The sequence below is a fragment of the Neobacillus drentensis genome, from assembly GCF_036965645.1.
In the GTDB taxonomy this organism is placed as follows: domain Bacteria; phylum Bacillota; class Bacilli; order Bacillales; family Cytobacillaceae; genus Neobacillus; species Neobacillus drentensis_D.
Genome location: NZ_JBALPZ010000118.1, coordinates 20,917 through 36,304, shown reverse-complemented (window position 1 = coordinate 36,304; position 15,388 = coordinate 20,917). Strand labels below are relative to the sequence as shown.

Here is a 15,388-nt window from a genome sequence, read left to right as displayed (position 1 = left end):
GGCAGGGGAGACCCCACAGACGCCAATGCACCGAGGAGGCTCCCCGGCACGCCCGCGGAAAGCGAGCGCATGAAGCGTAAATCAACAGACTAAGTTAACAGAGCCATGTTTTTAAAAAGTCTAATTGTTTCACAAAAGTTTAGGGAAATAACTTTCATAATAATGTTGAACCTATTAAATGTGAATCAAATGAGGGGGATTAAGGGATGACAGAATTAAAACGTACTCCGCTTTTTGTAGTTTACAAAGAACACGGGGGGAAAACCGTCGATTTTGGAGGATGGGAGCTGCCTGTCCAATTTTCCAGCATTAAGGAAGAACATGAAGCGGTCCGTACAAAAGCAGGCTTGTTCGATGTTTCCCATATGGGTGAAGTGGAAGTAAAAGGGAAAGGTAGTTTACCATTTTTACAAAAAATCATGACCAACGATATTTCAAAAATTAAAAATGGCGGTGCTCAATACACGGCGATGTGTTATGAAAACGGTGGAACGGTGGACGATCTGCTCGTATATAAAATGGAAGAACATCATTATTTACTTGTTGTAAATGCATCAAATATTGAAAAGGACTATAAATGGCTTCTCGATCATGTTGAAGGAGATGTTATCCTAGATAACTTGTCTGAAAAGACAGCTCAGCTTGCTCTTCAAGGTCCGCTTGCTGAAAAGGTTCTGCAGAAGCTTGCTGGAGATACAGACTTAAGTCAAATCGGCTTTTTCAAATTTCAGCAGGAAGTAAATCTAAACGGTAAAAAGGCATTAGTGTCAAGAACAGGATATACCGGAGAAGATGGTTTTGAGGTTTATTGTACTGCAGCGGATGCCATTGACATTTGGAAATCTATTTTAGAAGCAGGAAAAGATGATGGCGTTCTTCCATGTGGATTGGGTGCACGGGATACCCTCCGTTTTGAATCTGTGCTGGCACTTTATGGTCAAGAGCTTTCGCCGGAAATTTCTCCTCTCGAAGCAGGGATTGGTTTTGCTGTTAAGCTCAACAAAGAAGCTGACTTCATCGGTAAGGAAGCTTTAAAAAAACAGCAGGAAACTGGGTTAATAAGAAAATTAGTAGGAATCGAAATGATTGACCGCGGTATACCCCGGCATGGATATCCTGTTTATAAAGGGGAAGTGCTCATTGGAGAAGTGACAACCGGAACACAGTCACCTTCTTTAAAACGAAACATTGGTCTTGCTCTTATTAAGACTGAATATACGGGACTGGCAACAGAGGTAGAAGTAGAAATACGTGGTAAACGATTAAAAGCAAATGTAGTTCCAACACCTTTTTATAAAAGAGATAAAAAATAACGAAGGGAGTTAGGTTTATGAAACATCGCTATTTACCCATGACTGAACAAGATAAGAAGGCCATGCTCGAAACCATTGGAGTTTCTTCCATAGATGAACTGTTTAGTGATATACCCGAAAAAGTAAGATTCAAGGGTGAGTATCAAATCAAGGAAGCTAAGTCCGAAACTTCACTTATGAAGGAATTGTTAAAGTTAGCCGACCAAAATGCTGACCTCAAGCGAAATGTGTCTTTTCTAGGGGCAGGTGTTTATGATCACTATATGCCTGTAATCGTGGACCATGTTATTTCCCGTTCTGAATTTTATACGGCATATACACCTTATCAGCCGGAAATATCCCAAGGGGAACTTCAAGCAATCTTTGAATTTCAAACGATGATTTGTGAATTAACCGGTATGGATGTTGCCAACTCCTCCATGTATGATGGGGGCACGGCCCTTGCAGAAGCGGCGATGCTCAGTGCAGGCCATACAAAACGGCAAAAGATTGTCGTTTCGAGCGCTGTACATCCTGAGTATCGGGAGGTTCTTAAAACCTATGCAAAAGGACAGAATCTTACAGTACTAGAGGCTCCTGCTAAAGACGGTGTAACAGATATTGAAGCTTTAAAGAGCATAGTGAACGAAGAGGTTGCAGCTGTAATCGTTCAATATCCAAACTTTTTTGGCCGAATCGAACCGTTAAAAGAGGTTGAGGAAATTATTCATGCCTTTAAAGGAATGTTTGTTGTTAACAGCAATCCGTTGTCTTTAGGTGTCGTAACACCTCCTGGTAAGTTTGGTGCCGATATTGTTATTGGTGATGCTCAGCCATTTGGTATCCCAACAGCATTCGGGGGCCCGCACTGTGGATACTTTGCGGTTACCAGCAAATTAATGAGGAAGGTTCCGGGCCGTCTTGTCGGGCAGACGGTTGATGACCAAGGAAGACGTGGTTTTGTCTTAACACTCCAAGCTCGTGAACAGCATATACGCCGTGAAAAAGCGACTTCTAATATCTGTTCAAACCAAGCACTTAATGCTCTTGCTGCATCCGTTGCCATGACCGCACTAGGAAAAAAAGGCGTGCGTGAGATGGCGGCAGCCAATTTACAGAAGGCTAATTATGCTAAAAATGCCTTTAAAGCAGCTGGCATCGAGGTTGTGTTTGATGGATTCTCATTTAATGAATTTGTTGTTAAATTAAATAAACCGGTTAAAGAAATCAATCAAGCTTTGCTGCAAAAAGGAATGATCGGCGGATATGATTTAGGACGCGACTATCCAGAGTTAACTAATCATATGTTGATTGCTGTAACAGAACAAAGAACGAAGGAAGAAATTGATACATTAGTGAAAGAATTGGGGGATTTGCATGCATAACCAAGACCAAGCACTCATTTTTGAAAGTAGCACTCCCGGCCGAATCGGTTACAGCCTTCCGGAAATGGATGTACCGGAATTGGATATCAGCACTCTGCTGCCGGAAGGATATCTGCGTGAAGAGGAGCCAGAACTTCCAGAGGTTTCCGAACTTGATATTATGCGCCACTATACGGCTCTTTCAAAAAGAAATCATGGCCTTGACTCCGGTTTTTATCCACTCGGCTCATGTACCATGAAGTATAATCCTAAAATCAATGAAAATGTTGCCCGGTTCAACGGTTTTGCACATGTTCACCCACTACAGGATGAAAGCTCAGTTCAAGGGGCGCTGGCACTTTTATACGACCTTCAGGAGCATTTAATTGAGATTACGGGAATGGACGAAGTCACCTTGCAATCTGCGGCAGGTGCGCATGGTGAATGGACAGGATTGATGCTTATCCGTGCATACCATGAAACTAATGGTGATACTAAAAGAACGAAAGTAATCGTTCCGGATTCTGCTCATGGTACAAACCCTGCTTCCGCGACGATTGCTGGTTTTGAAACCATTACGGTTAAATCGACTGATCAAGGTCTTGTCGATTTGGAGGATTTAAGAAGGGTTGTAGGTGAAGACACGGCGGCATTGATGTTAACCAATCCAAATACGCTTGGTTTATTTGAAGAACAAATCCTTGAAATGGCTGACATTGTACATGAGGCAGGCGGCAAGCTTTATTATGACGGAGCCAATCTAAACGCGGTTCTTTCCAAGGCCAGACCTGGCGATATGGGCTTTGATGTTGTCCACTTAAACCTTCATAAAACCTTTACAGGTCCACATGGCGGCGGCGGACCTGGTTCAGGCCCGGTTGGGGTGAAAGCAGATTTAATTCCGTTTTTACCAAAACCTATTATTGCGAAACGCGGAGATGCATATATTTTAGACTATGATCGTCCGCAATCAATTGGACGTGTAAAGCCATTCTACGGGAATTTCGGAATTAATGTCCGTGCCTATACTTATATTCGCTCGATGGGACCGGATGGCTTAAAAGCGGTAACAGAGTTTGCGGTTTTAAATGCAAATTACATGATGAGAAGACTGGCGGAATATTATGACTTACCGTTCGATAAACATTGTAAGCATGAGTTCGTACTAAGTGGCAAACGCCAGAAAAAATTAGGGGTCCGTACGCTCGATATTGCCAAACGCCTGCTTGATTTTGGCTATCATCCACCAACCATTTACTTCCCGTTAAATGTCGAGGAATGTATTATGATTGAGCCTACAGAAACGGAATCAAAAGAAACACTTGACTCTTTCATTGATACGATGATTCAAATTGCTAAAGAGGCAGAAGAAAATCCTGAAATTGTCCAGGAGGCACCACATACCACCGTTGTGGGACGAATGGATGAAACATTAGCAGCTCGAAAACCTGTATTAAAATATCAAAAAGCTTAATGATAAAAAGGTCAGATTCATCAAGAATCTGACCTTTACCTGTTTTTAAAATAAATAGAGTTCCGAACGAGTAGTTCCGGAACCCTAAACTCGATTATTTTTTTGTTTTTACTTTACCAGTCCATTTTTTAAATCCGCCTTCAAGCTGGGTTAAATCCCTATAACCTCTACGATGTAAAAATTGTGCTGCACGTGCACTGCGCATTCCGCTTTGGCAATATAAATATACAGGCATATCTTGGCGGATTTCCTTCATACGCATTTTCATTTGAGACATTGGAATATTGCGTGCTCCTAAAATATGACCGCCCTCGAACTCGTTCGGTTCACGAACATCTATTAGTTGTGCCTTTCGGTATCCTGCACGGAATTCTTCTTCTGTTACCGTTGTAACAATCCTCTTTTGATAAAAGTAAGTAAAAAGAGTGTAGATACCAACGGCTAAAACAATAATCAATAAAGTATAAAGTGAATTCAACTTCTATTGCTCCTTTCAAGCTTTACTGCACTAGTATTTATTATATAAGTCATTCCATTAAAGATAAAGATGAAAAGGAAAAACTTTTTTACTTTTGCCTAATAAAATTATACCAGAAACATCTCATTTTGAATTCCTATCAGATTTTGGTAGACTAAAATGTGTAATAATTATACTTAAATGAGGTTTTAAAATGAATAAAGAAACTTGGCGATTTATCGATTCTGGTAATGGTTCACCATCTTTTAATATGGCTTTGGATGAAGCGTTACTTGATTGGCATAGTGAAGGAAAGTTTCCTCCAGTTATTCGCTTCTATGGTTGGAATCCGCCCACCTTGTCTGTAGGTTATTTCCAAAAGGTGGAGAAAGAAATTGATATGGATGCCGTTAAAGATCATCAGTTAGGGTTTGTTAGAAGACCAACAGGCGGCCGCGGTGTTCTCCATGAGCATGAACTTACATATAGTGTCATTGTTTCTGAAGATCATCCAGAGATGCCTAAAACGGTTACAGAAGCCTATCGTGTTATTTCTGAAGGGATTCTAAAAGGTTTCCACCATTTAGGCCTTGAAGCTTATTTTGCTGTTCCGAAAACAGTGGAAGAAAGGGATGCATTAAAAAATCCCCGCTCTGCTGTCTGTTTTGATGCCCCAAGCTGGTACGAACTCGTCGTTGAAGGCAGAAAAGTGGCGGGAAGTGCGCAAACTAGACAAAAGGGTGTCATTCTGCAGCACGGTTCCATTCTGTTAGATTTAGATGAGGATAAGCTGTTTAGTTTATTTAAATACCCTAATGACCGCGTGAAGGAACGGATGAAAAAGGCTTTTAAGGATAAAGCGGTGGCTATTAACGCAATTAGTCCTAGACGGATTACTTTAGAGGAAGCCAAAGAAGCCTTTTATAAGGGGTTTGCTGAAGGGTTAAATATTGAACTGGAACCATACCGGTTAACAGATGAAGAACTTGCTTATGTTGAGAAAATTGCAAAAGAGCGCTACGAAAGTGATGAATGGAATTTTAAAAGATGAGCTATGAAGCGGCGCATGCCGCTTTTCTTTTTTTACTATTACTTTTTAAAAAAAGAGGCAAGCCTCGAAATTTGTTAAAATTTCCGGTTATATGACGAATTTCAACTAAAATCTTTTATTTACTTCTTATTCTAGTTTTTTTTGAGTTTGACAAAATAAATGTTATTTGCTGGTCATACAATATATAGTAGTGTCGAAAATATTTTCGGTACTATATGTTGATTTATAGTATGTAACTATGGTAACTTAAATTTATTAAGTCAACTAGATATAGCGATCCTACTAGAATCTAGCACTATATAGAGATTTATATAAGGGAGTTGTTCTCATGTCTGTAGTTTTTAGACAAAAAATGAATATTGATTTTGAAAGGTTGAATGAGGATATCCGCCTATTCCCCCAAGTGCACCCGGTTACCCCAGATATGAAAATAACTCATAAAGGTGTATCACGTTTGGTTATGCTTGATCGTTACACCTTTAAAGACACAGCAAAAATTACCCTAACAACTGGCGACTTTGTTGTTTTAACCATTAAAGAGGATCCAAAATTTCCAGCGCGTGGTCTCGGTACGATTCTGGAGATTGATTGGGAAAAGAAAAAAGCGAAAGTTTTGGTGGAAGAGGAATTTAGGGGAGTGCTTGATGATCCTGAGGAAGCATCAACAGGAACTATCATCAGATCTCTTGATGTGATTGAGAAGCCATTGGAGCTCTTCTATGAGCAGATTGCCAAAAGGAATGCTACTGGTCTAGCTGCGGTAGAAACAACAGAAGAGAAGCGCATAGAGTGGACAGAGAAGTTTTATCAAGAGTTAGTGAACCTGAACTTTATTCCTGCAGGCCGGGTTCTTTATGGTGCAGGGGCTAATACGGATGTTACGTACTTCAATTGTTATGTTATGCCGTTTGTAGCAGATTCACGGGAAGGTATCTCTGATCATCGTAAGCAGGTCATGGAAATCATGAGCCGAGGCGGCGGTGTTGGAACAAATGGTTCAACGTTAAGACCACGCAATACATTAGCAAGAGGCGTAAACGGTAAATCATCTGGGTCGGTTTCTTGGCTTGATGATATTGCGAAGTTGACTCATTTAGTTGAGCAAGGTGGTTCGCGCCGTGGGGCTCAGATGATCATGCTGGCTGACTGGCATCCAGACATTATTGAATTTATCATTTCAAAAATGCAGAATCCTAGAATTCTACGATTCTTAATTGAAAATACAAACGATGAAACCATTAAAAAACATGCAAAAGATAAACTTAAATTTACTCCTTTAACAGCTCAAGAAACGGCAATGTACCAAGGGATTGTGAATTACAAAAGTATTCCTGGATTTGGTGGTTTTGATGAAAGCAGCATTGCTCATGCTGAGGAAAAGCTTCTAACCGGCGGTAATTACACCGTTCATAATTCTGAGTTCCTAACCGGTGCAAACATTTCAGTATGTTTGACAAAGGAATTTATGGATGCTGTTGAAAACGATGGTGAATATGAGCTTCGATTCCCTTATGTAGAGCACTACAATGAAGAAGAAATGAAAAATTACAATGAAGAATGGCACAAAGTCGGTGACGTGCGTGAGTGGGAAAAGCTTGGACATAAAGTTCGTGTTTATAAGAAAATTAAGGCAAAAGAACTTTGGAATTTAATCAACATCTGTGCTACCTACTCTGCAGAACCAGGTATATTCTTTATTGATAATGCCAACGACATGACAAATGCTAAAGCATATGGGCAACAAGTCGTTGCAACAAATCCATGTGGAGAACAACCACTTGCACCATTTTCAGTATGTAACCTTGCAGCAGTAAACCTTGCTGAAATGGCAAATAAAGAAACAAAAACAGTTGATTTAGAAAAGCTTAAACAAACTGTAGCTGTTGGAGTACGGATGCAGGATAATGTTATTAACGCTACTCCATATTTCCTTGAAGAAAATAAAAAGCAGGCTCTTGGTGAGCGTCGTGTAGGGCTTGGCGTCATGGGGTTACATGATCTGCTAATCTACTGTGAAACAGAGTATGGTTCACTAGAAGGTAATGAACTAGTTGATAAAGTATTTGAAACCATTGCAACAACTGCATATAGAACATCTGTTGAATTAGCAACAGAGAAGGGAAGCTTCCCATTCTTAACAGGTGAAACACCTGAAGAAACAAACCGTTTAAGACAGGCCTTCATTAACACTGGTTTTATGAAAAAAATGCCTGAAGATGTTCGTGAATCTATACTCGAAAAAGGAATTAGAAATTCCCATTTGCTAACAGTGGCTCCAACTGGATCTACTGGGACCATGGTCGGAGTTTCGACAGGATTAGAGCCTTACTTCTCATTCTCTTACTTCCGCAGTGGACGTCTTGGCAAATTTATTGAAGTTAAAGCCGATATCGTACAAGAGTACCTAGATCAACACCCAGAAGCAGACGCTAACAACCTGCCAAACTGGTTCGTTACAGCCATGGAGCTTGCACCTGAAGCCCATGCAGACGTACAATGTGTCATTCAGCGTTGGATTGACAGCTCTATCAGTAAGACCGTTAACGCACCAAAAGGCTACAGCGTAGAACAAGTAGAAAAAGTATACGAGCGTCTATATCGCGGCGGTGCAAAAGGCGGTACCGTATATGTTGACGGTTCACGTGATTCGCAAGTATTAACACTTAAAGCAGAAGAAAATACAAACGAACAATTATCTATGTTCGAAGAAAAACCACATCAACACGTGGTTCTTGTAGACACAATCAGTGACCTTCGCTCAACAGATGTAACTATCGGTTCTGAGGTTGGAAATACATGCCCAGTCTGCCGCAAAGGAAAAGTGAAAGAAATCGGCGGCTGCAACACGTGTACAAACTGTAATGCACAATTAAAGTGCGGCCTATAATAAATATATTTAGAGGATGGAATTGCTTCCATCCTCTTTTTGTCTGGGAATTATTTCAAGATAACTTTGTAATGGTATTGTAATATAGCTGTGACATGCCTGTTATCCTTTCCTTGTATAGTAAAGATATCACATCACCCAAGGGGGAATAACACCATGATAAAGAAAATAATTGCAGCATTCGTAATCACAGCTACAATAACTACTTCTTTATTTGCCACTTCGGGTGATAAAGCAGAAGCGGCATATTATCATACAAAAGCAATTTCAGTAGCGAAAGCAAACCTTGGTGTTCCATATAGATGGGGCGGAATAACGCCTGCAGGCTTTGACTGTTCTGGACTTGTAAAGTATTCTTTTGGGAGGGCAGGAGTAACACTGCCACGCACAGCAGCGGACATGTTCTATACAAAAGGATATCGCGTAAGTTCACCACAGGTTGGAGACTTAATGTTCTTTGCCCCTACTAAGGCAAGCAAACCAACACACGTAGCGATTTATATTGGTTCAGGTAAAATGATTATGGCTTCATCGTCTAAGGGCGTCATTATCACCTATACAAGCAACACATACTGGAAACCAAAATATATTGGTGCAAAACGTATCTAAATTAAAAGTGAAAAAAGAGTATCGGTGACCCGATGCTCTTTTTTTGCGCTCTTTTTAGATGGAAAAACTTCTCTTCGTTATTATTTATTATCTTTCCTCATAACAACTCATACTACTAAAAAACAAACAGAAAAGAGGGAGTCATTTGGACCCTTTTATGCCACAACTTGTCTATATCGAGCCCGAAGCATTAGAATATCCCCTTGGCAGGGAGCTAAAAGAAAAGTTCACAAAATTAGGTCTGGAGATTCGTGAAACCACTTCACATAACCAAGTCAGAGGAATACCAGGTGATAATGAATTGCAGCAATACCGCAATGCCAAATCGACTTTAGTGGTAGGGATTAGAAGAACATTGAAATTCGATACTTCTAAACCATCTGCAGAATATGCGATCCCGCTTGCAACCGGATGCATGGGCCACTGTCATTATTGCTACTTGCAGACTACCCTTGGAAGTAAGCCCTACATAAGGACTTATGTTAATTTAGATGAAATTTTTGAACAGGCACAGAAATATATGGATGAACGGAAACCAGAAATTACACGCTTTGAAGCAGCCTGCACATCCGATATTGTAGGATTAGATCATCTTACCCATTCATTAAAAAAAGCGATTGAATTCTTTGGACAATCTGAATACGGTCAGCTTCGGTTTGTGACAAAATTTCATCACGTCGATCATCTTCTTGATGCTAAACATAATGGAAAAACACGATTCAGGTTTAGCGTCAATTCTCGATATGTGATTAAGAACTTTGAGCCCGGAACCTCTTCCTTTGAAGATCGATTAAAAGCTGCTAGGAAAGTGGCGAATGCAGGGTATCCATTGGGTTTTATCGTTGCGCCTATCTATATGCATGAAGATTGGAAAGCAGGATATCGTGAATTATTTGAACGTCTCAGTGAGGAGCTTACAGGTGTAGACCTTCCGGATCTCACTTTTGAACTAATTCAGCATCGTTTTACAAAACCAGCCAAAAACGTAATTGCCAAGCGTTATCCGAAAACAAAGCTTGAAATGAATGAGGAAAAAAGAAAATATAAATGGGGGAGGTATGGTATTGGGAAATATGTCTACCCAACTGAAGAGGCAAAGGACCTTGAGACTACCATTCGGGAGTATGTTCAGAAATTCTTCCCGAATGCCATAGTCCAATATTTCACTTAAATTTTTTACTTGTCCGCCGTACTATATTCGAATCACACGGACTAAAGATGTAACAAGTTCATCTTTAGGAGTGCTGCCCATGAAAATTGACGGCGTTTTTTCTGGAGGGGGAATTAAAGGATTTGCGATAATAGGAGCCTTTGAAGAAATAGAAAGCAGGGGGTTCCAATTTGTAAGGGTGGCTGCAACAAGCGCAGGCTCCATTATTGCCGCTTTAATCGTTGCGGGATACACAAGTAAAGAGATTTATAAATTGGTGGATGAGTTTGATTTGCTTAAGATGCTTGATCCACGGAAGACGATTATCCCTTTTTCTATTGCGAAATGGCTGCTTGTATATTGGAAATTAGGCCTTTATAAAGGAAATGAACTTGAAAAATGGCTGAAAGAGAAACTTGAAGCAAAAGGCTTAAGAACATTTTCAGACCTGCCGTCAGGTGCGTTAAGAGTCATTGCCTCCGATCTATCGAATGGACAAATGATCGTCTTACCTGATGATTTGGAAAAATTCGGGATAAATCCAGCATCCTTTCCCATTGCGAAAGCTATTCGAATGAGCTGCAGTATTCCTTATTTTTATGAACCAGTAAAGTTACGGTCTATGGATGGGATAAATGTCATTGTAGATGGCGGGGTGCTCAGTAATTTTCCTATGTGGCTGTTTGATACGGATACAGTTAAAAAAGTTAGGCCAGTACTTGGAATAAAAACTAGCCCAAGCGAATATGAACATGAAAAACATCAAATAAAAAATGGGATTCAACTATTTGGGGCCTTATTTGAGACCATGAAAGATGCCCATGATCAACGATATATTTCCAAAAAACATGTTGATAATATTATTTTTATAAAAGCAGAAGGTGTGTCTCTAACCGAATTTTCCATAACCGATGAAAAGAAACAAAAGTTATTTGAGATAGGTAGAAATCATGCTAAAAACTTTTTGGATCGATGGACTTACTAATTACTACGAGAACTGTCTAGCTTCAGCGCCTAGGGGCTCTTAGGTCTAGCCGATCCGTCAAGAAGGCTAAAGGGCAGCCTTCTCGCCGGCTCGTCTTAAGCCTGTCGCCCCTAGGGAAAAATGAACTACTTTTTTCCCTGATCAAGGCGCTTCCGCTTTTCAAATAAAAAATCGAGTGTCTAAAAAGACGCTCGATTTTTCTTTTTACTCTTTTTGCCGTCGATAACGGTCAAATGAGCAGGTGATTTCTTTTTTGTCTTGGTGCTTTTCTTTAATGAAGTTAAAGTCCCTAGAGAGGAGGTCTTGCCAATAGCATCTCCACTCTTTTGCTGTAATCGTTTTTTTGATTTTTTAGCTGCTTTAAGAAATGCCCGCTGCTCTTTTTTCTGAGGGCTCGAATTTGAAAACCTTCGAAAAAGGAAATAAATGACTAAACCGATCAATGCGACGACAGCTATTCCCTGAATGAAACCGGCAGGATTCGCTGTAAATGAACTGAAAAGTCCTAGTAATGCAAGAATAATAAGTACCCCAACAATAATCGTTGATGTCCGATTTTTCAAGAAAGCCACCTCCCTAAGAGCATCATAAGCATTTTTTTATTCTTTTAAACACATAGGTAAAAGGATTTAGACAATTTCTTCATTTTTTGTATCAAACGCTGTTTCTTGCTCTCTCCTTAATAATTCCTGGAAGGAGAGAATGGCGACTTCTACTTGGTCATTATTAGGTTCTTTTGTCGTTAGCAATTGAAGCCAAAGTCCAGGCAGACCAAGATATTTTAATACTGGTATCTCTCTAACTTTGTTTGTTATCTGTAAGACCTCAAATGCTATCCCTAACACCACAGGAATTAAAAGAATACGGTCAACAACCCTTAACCATAGCGGAGTTGTCGGAACAAATAAATACACAAAAACTCCGACAATGACTGTAAATAATATGAAACTGCTGCCGCAGCGGTAATGCAGCCGAGAATGGGCCTGCACATTTTCAATCGTTAGTTCTACTCCTGCTTCAAAGGTGTTTATTACTTTATGCTCAGCACCGTGATATTGAAACACTCTTTTTATGAGAGGAGTTAACGAAACAAAATATATATAGGTTAATAGTAGTAAAAGCTTGAAAAAGCCTTCTACAAGGACTTGAGCAAAATCAGATGGGAAAATGGGTTTCGTTAGGACAGCTAAAAATACAGGAATTAATGTAAAAGCAAATTTGCCAAATAAAAACGATATGACGCCTATAACTGCAACACCTAAATACATGGTCAATTTTGAAACTTTTTTTTCTTTTATTGTATCGTCTTCTTCGGGATTCACATCATATCGTTCCGTTGAAAAGTTCAAATGTTTTGATCCATTCGCACTAGCTTCAATGATTGAAATAATCCCACGGAGAAACGGAATCCTTTTAAAAAATGTTAAATAGGGATTGGATTTTCGTGGAATATGAAAGTATTCTACAGAACGATCTTTTCTGCGGATTGCGGTAACATAATGATGTTTCCCGCCGAACATCACGCCTTCAACTACTGCTTGACCGCCATATACTGGTTTTTGAGAATTAGACATGGGTTTTAACACCAACCTATAACAAAGTTGCACAATAGCAGAAATGATAAATCTGTATGTACTTAATTTTATTCTACTAGAAAAGTGAAAAAACCTCTAGGCTGACATAATATTTCCATATAAAAATCGAAAAAATTTTTTCTATGTAAGGATTGACTCTCTGAGGGCATAATAATGATGGAATTTAGTAACAACTACATAGAAAGCGCAAATTTAAAACAAAACGGAGGTTTACATAATGAAAAATGACCTGCACCTAGACCATTATCCAAAACCAATGTCGTTTCTAATGATGGTTTTTTGGACTGGATTATTTGGAGGATTTTTTTGGAGTATCATTGGGTATATCGCTTATTACTTTAATTTTACAGAAGTTAGCCCCAATGTCATACTTGAACCATGGGCACTGGGCGATTGGAAGTACGGCTGGCTTGGTAAAGCCATCTCATTGATATTTTTGGTGATGGTTTCAATTATATCTGCTTTCGTATACTACGCTGTCCTAAGGAAACTTAAAGGCCTATGGTTTGGAATGGGATTTGGTTTAGTTTTATTTTTAATTGTCTTTTTTGTTCTAAATCCCATTTTTCCAGGAATAAAGCCTTTTACAGAGCTGAGCAGGAATACCATCATAACTTCAATTTGTTTATATATGTTATATGGAACTTTTATTGGTTATTCCATTAATTATGAATATGAAATTTCCAAAGTGCAAGACAAAGAGGCTTCCACCTAAGCTTGAAATAGTCGAATGATTATGGTTATGATAAAATGTTACTATCTACAACCATTATTAGGGAGAGTGGAGATACTATGGAAAAATTAGAAAAGTTACGATCATCCTTTTCTGAAAACGGCATTGATGGGATTTTGGTTACGAGCCCGTATAATCGCCGCTACATATCAAATTTTACAGGAACAGCCGGGGTTGTATTAATTAGTTCTGAGAAAGCTCTATTTATTACAGACTTTCGTTATATGGAACAAGCTGCTGAACAATGTCAAGGCTTTGAGATTATAAAATATTCTGGGTCTATTCCAGAAGAAATAGCTTTGCAGGTTAAAAAGTTAGGGATTAAAAAGCTCGGTTTTGAAGAAGAATTTTTAACATATTCTTCCTTTAAAGTATATGAAAAAGAAGTGGAAGCTGAACTTGTTCCTTTTTCCGGTTTAATTGAAAAGTTACGCTTGATTAAGACAGACGCAGAGATTAAGATATTAAAGGTAGCAGCAGATATCGCTGATGCTGCATTTAAGCATATTTTGGATTTTATCCGTCCGGGTAAAACCGAATTAGAAGTATCAAATGAGCTTGAGTTTTTTATGAGAAAGGCCGGTGCCACTTCTTCATCTTTTGATACCATCGTGGCTTCAGGTCATCGTTCTGCTCTGCCACACGGTGTTGCAAGCGATAAAGTAATTGAAGCTGGGGATATTGTAACAATGGACTATGGCTGCTATTATAATGGATATGTTTCCGACATTACCCGGACAGTTGCCGTTGGGGAACCTGATGCCAAGTTGAAGGAAATCTATGCAATTGTCCTAGAAGCACAATTACGAGGGATGGCTGGATTTAAACCTGGTATTACAGGTAAGGAAGCAGATGCAATTACAAGAGACTACATAACAGAAAAAGGTTATGGTGAATACTTTGGTCATTCTACGGGTCATGGAATTGGACTTGAAATTCATGAAGGCCCTGGTTTATCGATGAAGTCTGATATCGTTTTAAAGCCTGGTATGGTGGTTACTTGTGAACCAGGTATTTACATCCCAGGTCTTGGCGGCGTTCGAATTGAAGACGATACTTTAATTACGGACACTCATAATGAAGCTCTAACCCACTCTACAAAGGATTTAATTATATTGTAAGATTTTAGGAGGATTTACACATGATATCTGTTAACGATTTTAAAACGGGATTAACGATCGAGGTCGATGGCGGTCTGTGGCGCGTTCTTGATTTCCAACATGTAAAGCCAGGAAAGGGAGCAGCGTTTGTTCGTTCAAAACTTCGTAACCTACGAAACGGAGCTATTCAAGAAAAAACCTTTCGTGCCGGTGAAAAAGTAGAAAAAGCACAGATTGACAATCGGAAAATGCAATATCTATATGCAAGTGGTGATTCACACGTGTTTATGGATATGGAATCCTACGAGCAAGTGGAACTTCCAGCAGCAAACATTGAATACGAATTAAAGTTCTTAAAAGAAAATATGGAAGTTCACATCATGATGTTCCAATATGAAACACTTGGTGTAGAATTGCCAAACACGGTTGAATTAGAAGTTACCGAAACAGAACCTGGCATTAAAGGGGATACAGCTTCTGGCGGTACAAAACCTGCTACACTTGAAACGGGTCTTATTGTGCAAGTGCCTTTCTTTATAAACCAAGGAGATAAGCTCATCATTAACACAACAGAAGCAAGTTATGTTTCTCGTGCATAAGTAATAGATAAAAAGCCTTCGGTCCAAATAGGATTTAAGGCTTTTTTTTTATTTGGCTGTGTTAATCTTGGATGTTGATTTCCGCTCCAGTC

14 protein-coding genes are annotated in these 15,388 nt (G+C 39.4%); 11 read left to right on the top strand and 3 right to left on the bottom strand.

The genetic code is table 11. The features are described 5' to 3' along the window. Positions 1-206: 206 nt before the first annotated feature. The 3 genes from gcvT to gcvPB are packed head-to-tail and all read left to right on the top strand — an operon-like array spanning position 207 to position 4,130. The gene (gene gcvT, locus V7266_RS20675; protein WP_335470507.1) at positions 207-1,313 is read left to right on the top strand and encodes a glycine cleavage system aminomethyltransferase GcvT; all 1,107 of its coding nucleotides are present in this window, start codon (positions 207-209) and stop codon (positions 1,311-1,313) included. Positions 1,314-1,330: 17 nt separating this feature from the next. After that, entirely contained in the window at positions 1,331-2,677 is a 1,347-nt protein-coding gene (gcvPA, locus tag V7266_RS20670) for an aminomethyl-transferring glycine dehydrogenase subunit GcvPA (RefSeq protein ID WP_335470505.1), read from the top strand. Beyond that, on the top strand, positions 2,670-4,130 hold the full coding sequence (gene gcvPB, locus V7266_RS20665; protein WP_335470503.1) for an aminomethyl-transferring glycine dehydrogenase subunit GcvPB: 1,461 nt from the start codon (positions 2,670-2,672) through the stop codon (positions 4,128-4,130). The genes gcvPA and gcvPB overlap by 8 nt, the downstream gene beginning before the upstream one ends. Before the next feature lie 94 nt (positions 4,131-4,224). Here gcvPB and V7266_RS20660 read toward each other — a convergent pair whose 3' ends face one another. Then, positions 4,225-4,608, bottom strand: a complete 384-nt coding sequence (locus V7266_RS20660) for a rhodanese-like domain-containing protein (RefSeq protein ID WP_335470502.1) — start codon at positions 4,606-4,608, stop codon at positions 4,225-4,227. Between the two features lie 193 nt (positions 4,609-4,801). Here V7266_RS20660 and V7266_RS20655 point away from each other — a divergent pair, with 193 nt between their 5' ends. From V7266_RS20655 to V7266_RS20635, 5 genes are all read left to right on the top strand, one after another. Next, a complete protein-coding gene (locus V7266_RS20655; RefSeq protein ID WP_335470501.1) occupies positions 4,802-5,638 on the top strand; it encodes a lipoate--protein ligase family protein in 837 nt (278 codons plus the stop codon). A 328-nt stretch (positions 5,639-5,966) separates the two neighbouring features. Continuing rightward, entirely contained in the window at positions 5,967-8,525 is a 2,559-nt protein-coding gene (locus V7266_RS20650; protein ID WP_335470500.1) for a vitamin B12-dependent ribonucleotide reductase, read from the top strand. Positions 8,526-8,681: 156 nt separating this feature from the next. After that, a complete protein-coding gene (locus tag V7266_RS20645; protein WP_335470498.1) occupies positions 8,682-9,134 on the top strand; it encodes a C40 family peptidase in 453 nt (150 codons plus the stop codon). Between the two features lie 145 nt (positions 9,135-9,279). Then, positions 9,280-10,305 carry a spore photoproduct lyase gene (splB, locus tag V7266_RS20640; protein WP_335470496.1) on the top strand — a complete coding sequence of 342 codons (1,026 nt, stop codon included), beginning with the start codon at positions 9,280-9,282 and terminating at the stop codon, positions 10,303-10,305. A gap of 79 nt (positions 10,306-10,384) precedes the next feature. Beyond that, positions 10,385-11,269, top strand: a complete 885-nt coding sequence (locus tag V7266_RS20635) for a patatin-like phospholipase family protein (RefSeq protein ID WP_335470494.1) — start codon at positions 10,385-10,387, stop codon at positions 11,267-11,269. A gap of 179 nt (positions 11,270-11,448) precedes the next feature. Here the strand turns inward: V7266_RS20635 and V7266_RS20630 are convergent, their stop codons facing one another. Both V7266_RS20630 and V7266_RS20625 read right to left on the bottom strand, forming a co-directional pair. Further along, on the bottom strand, positions 11,449-11,841 hold the full coding sequence (locus tag V7266_RS20630) for an SA1362 family protein (RefSeq protein WP_335470493.1): 393 nt from the start codon (positions 11,839-11,841) through the stop codon (positions 11,449-11,451). Positions 11,842-11,898: 57 nt separating this feature from the next. Then, positions 11,899-12,843 (bottom strand): DUF1385 domain-containing protein, encoded by a 945-nt coding sequence (locus V7266_RS20625; RefSeq protein ID WP_335470491.1) that lies wholly within the window; start codon positions 12,841-12,843, stop codon positions 11,899-11,901. Positions 12,844-13,081: 238 nt separating this feature from the next. Here V7266_RS20625 and V7266_RS20620 point away from each other — a divergent pair, with 238 nt between their 5' ends. The 3 genes from V7266_RS20620 (at position 13,082) to efp (ending at position 15,296) form a co-directional block, all read left to right on the top strand. Then, complete coding sequence (locus V7266_RS20620) at positions 13,082-13,579, top strand: YqhR family membrane protein (RefSeq protein WP_335470490.1); 498 nt, start codon at positions 13,082-13,084, stop codon at positions 13,577-13,579. Between the two features lie 77 nt (positions 13,580-13,656). Continuing rightward, entirely contained in the window at positions 13,657-14,718 is a 1,062-nt protein-coding gene (locus V7266_RS20615) for a M24 family metallopeptidase (RefSeq protein WP_335470489.1), read from the top strand. Between the two features lie 20 nt (positions 14,719-14,738). After that, a complete protein-coding gene (efp, locus tag V7266_RS20610) occupies positions 14,739-15,296 on the top strand; it encodes an elongation factor P (RefSeq protein ID WP_098530045.1) in 558 nt (185 codons plus the stop codon). The last annotated feature ends 92 nt before the right edge of the window (positions 15,297-15,388 follow it).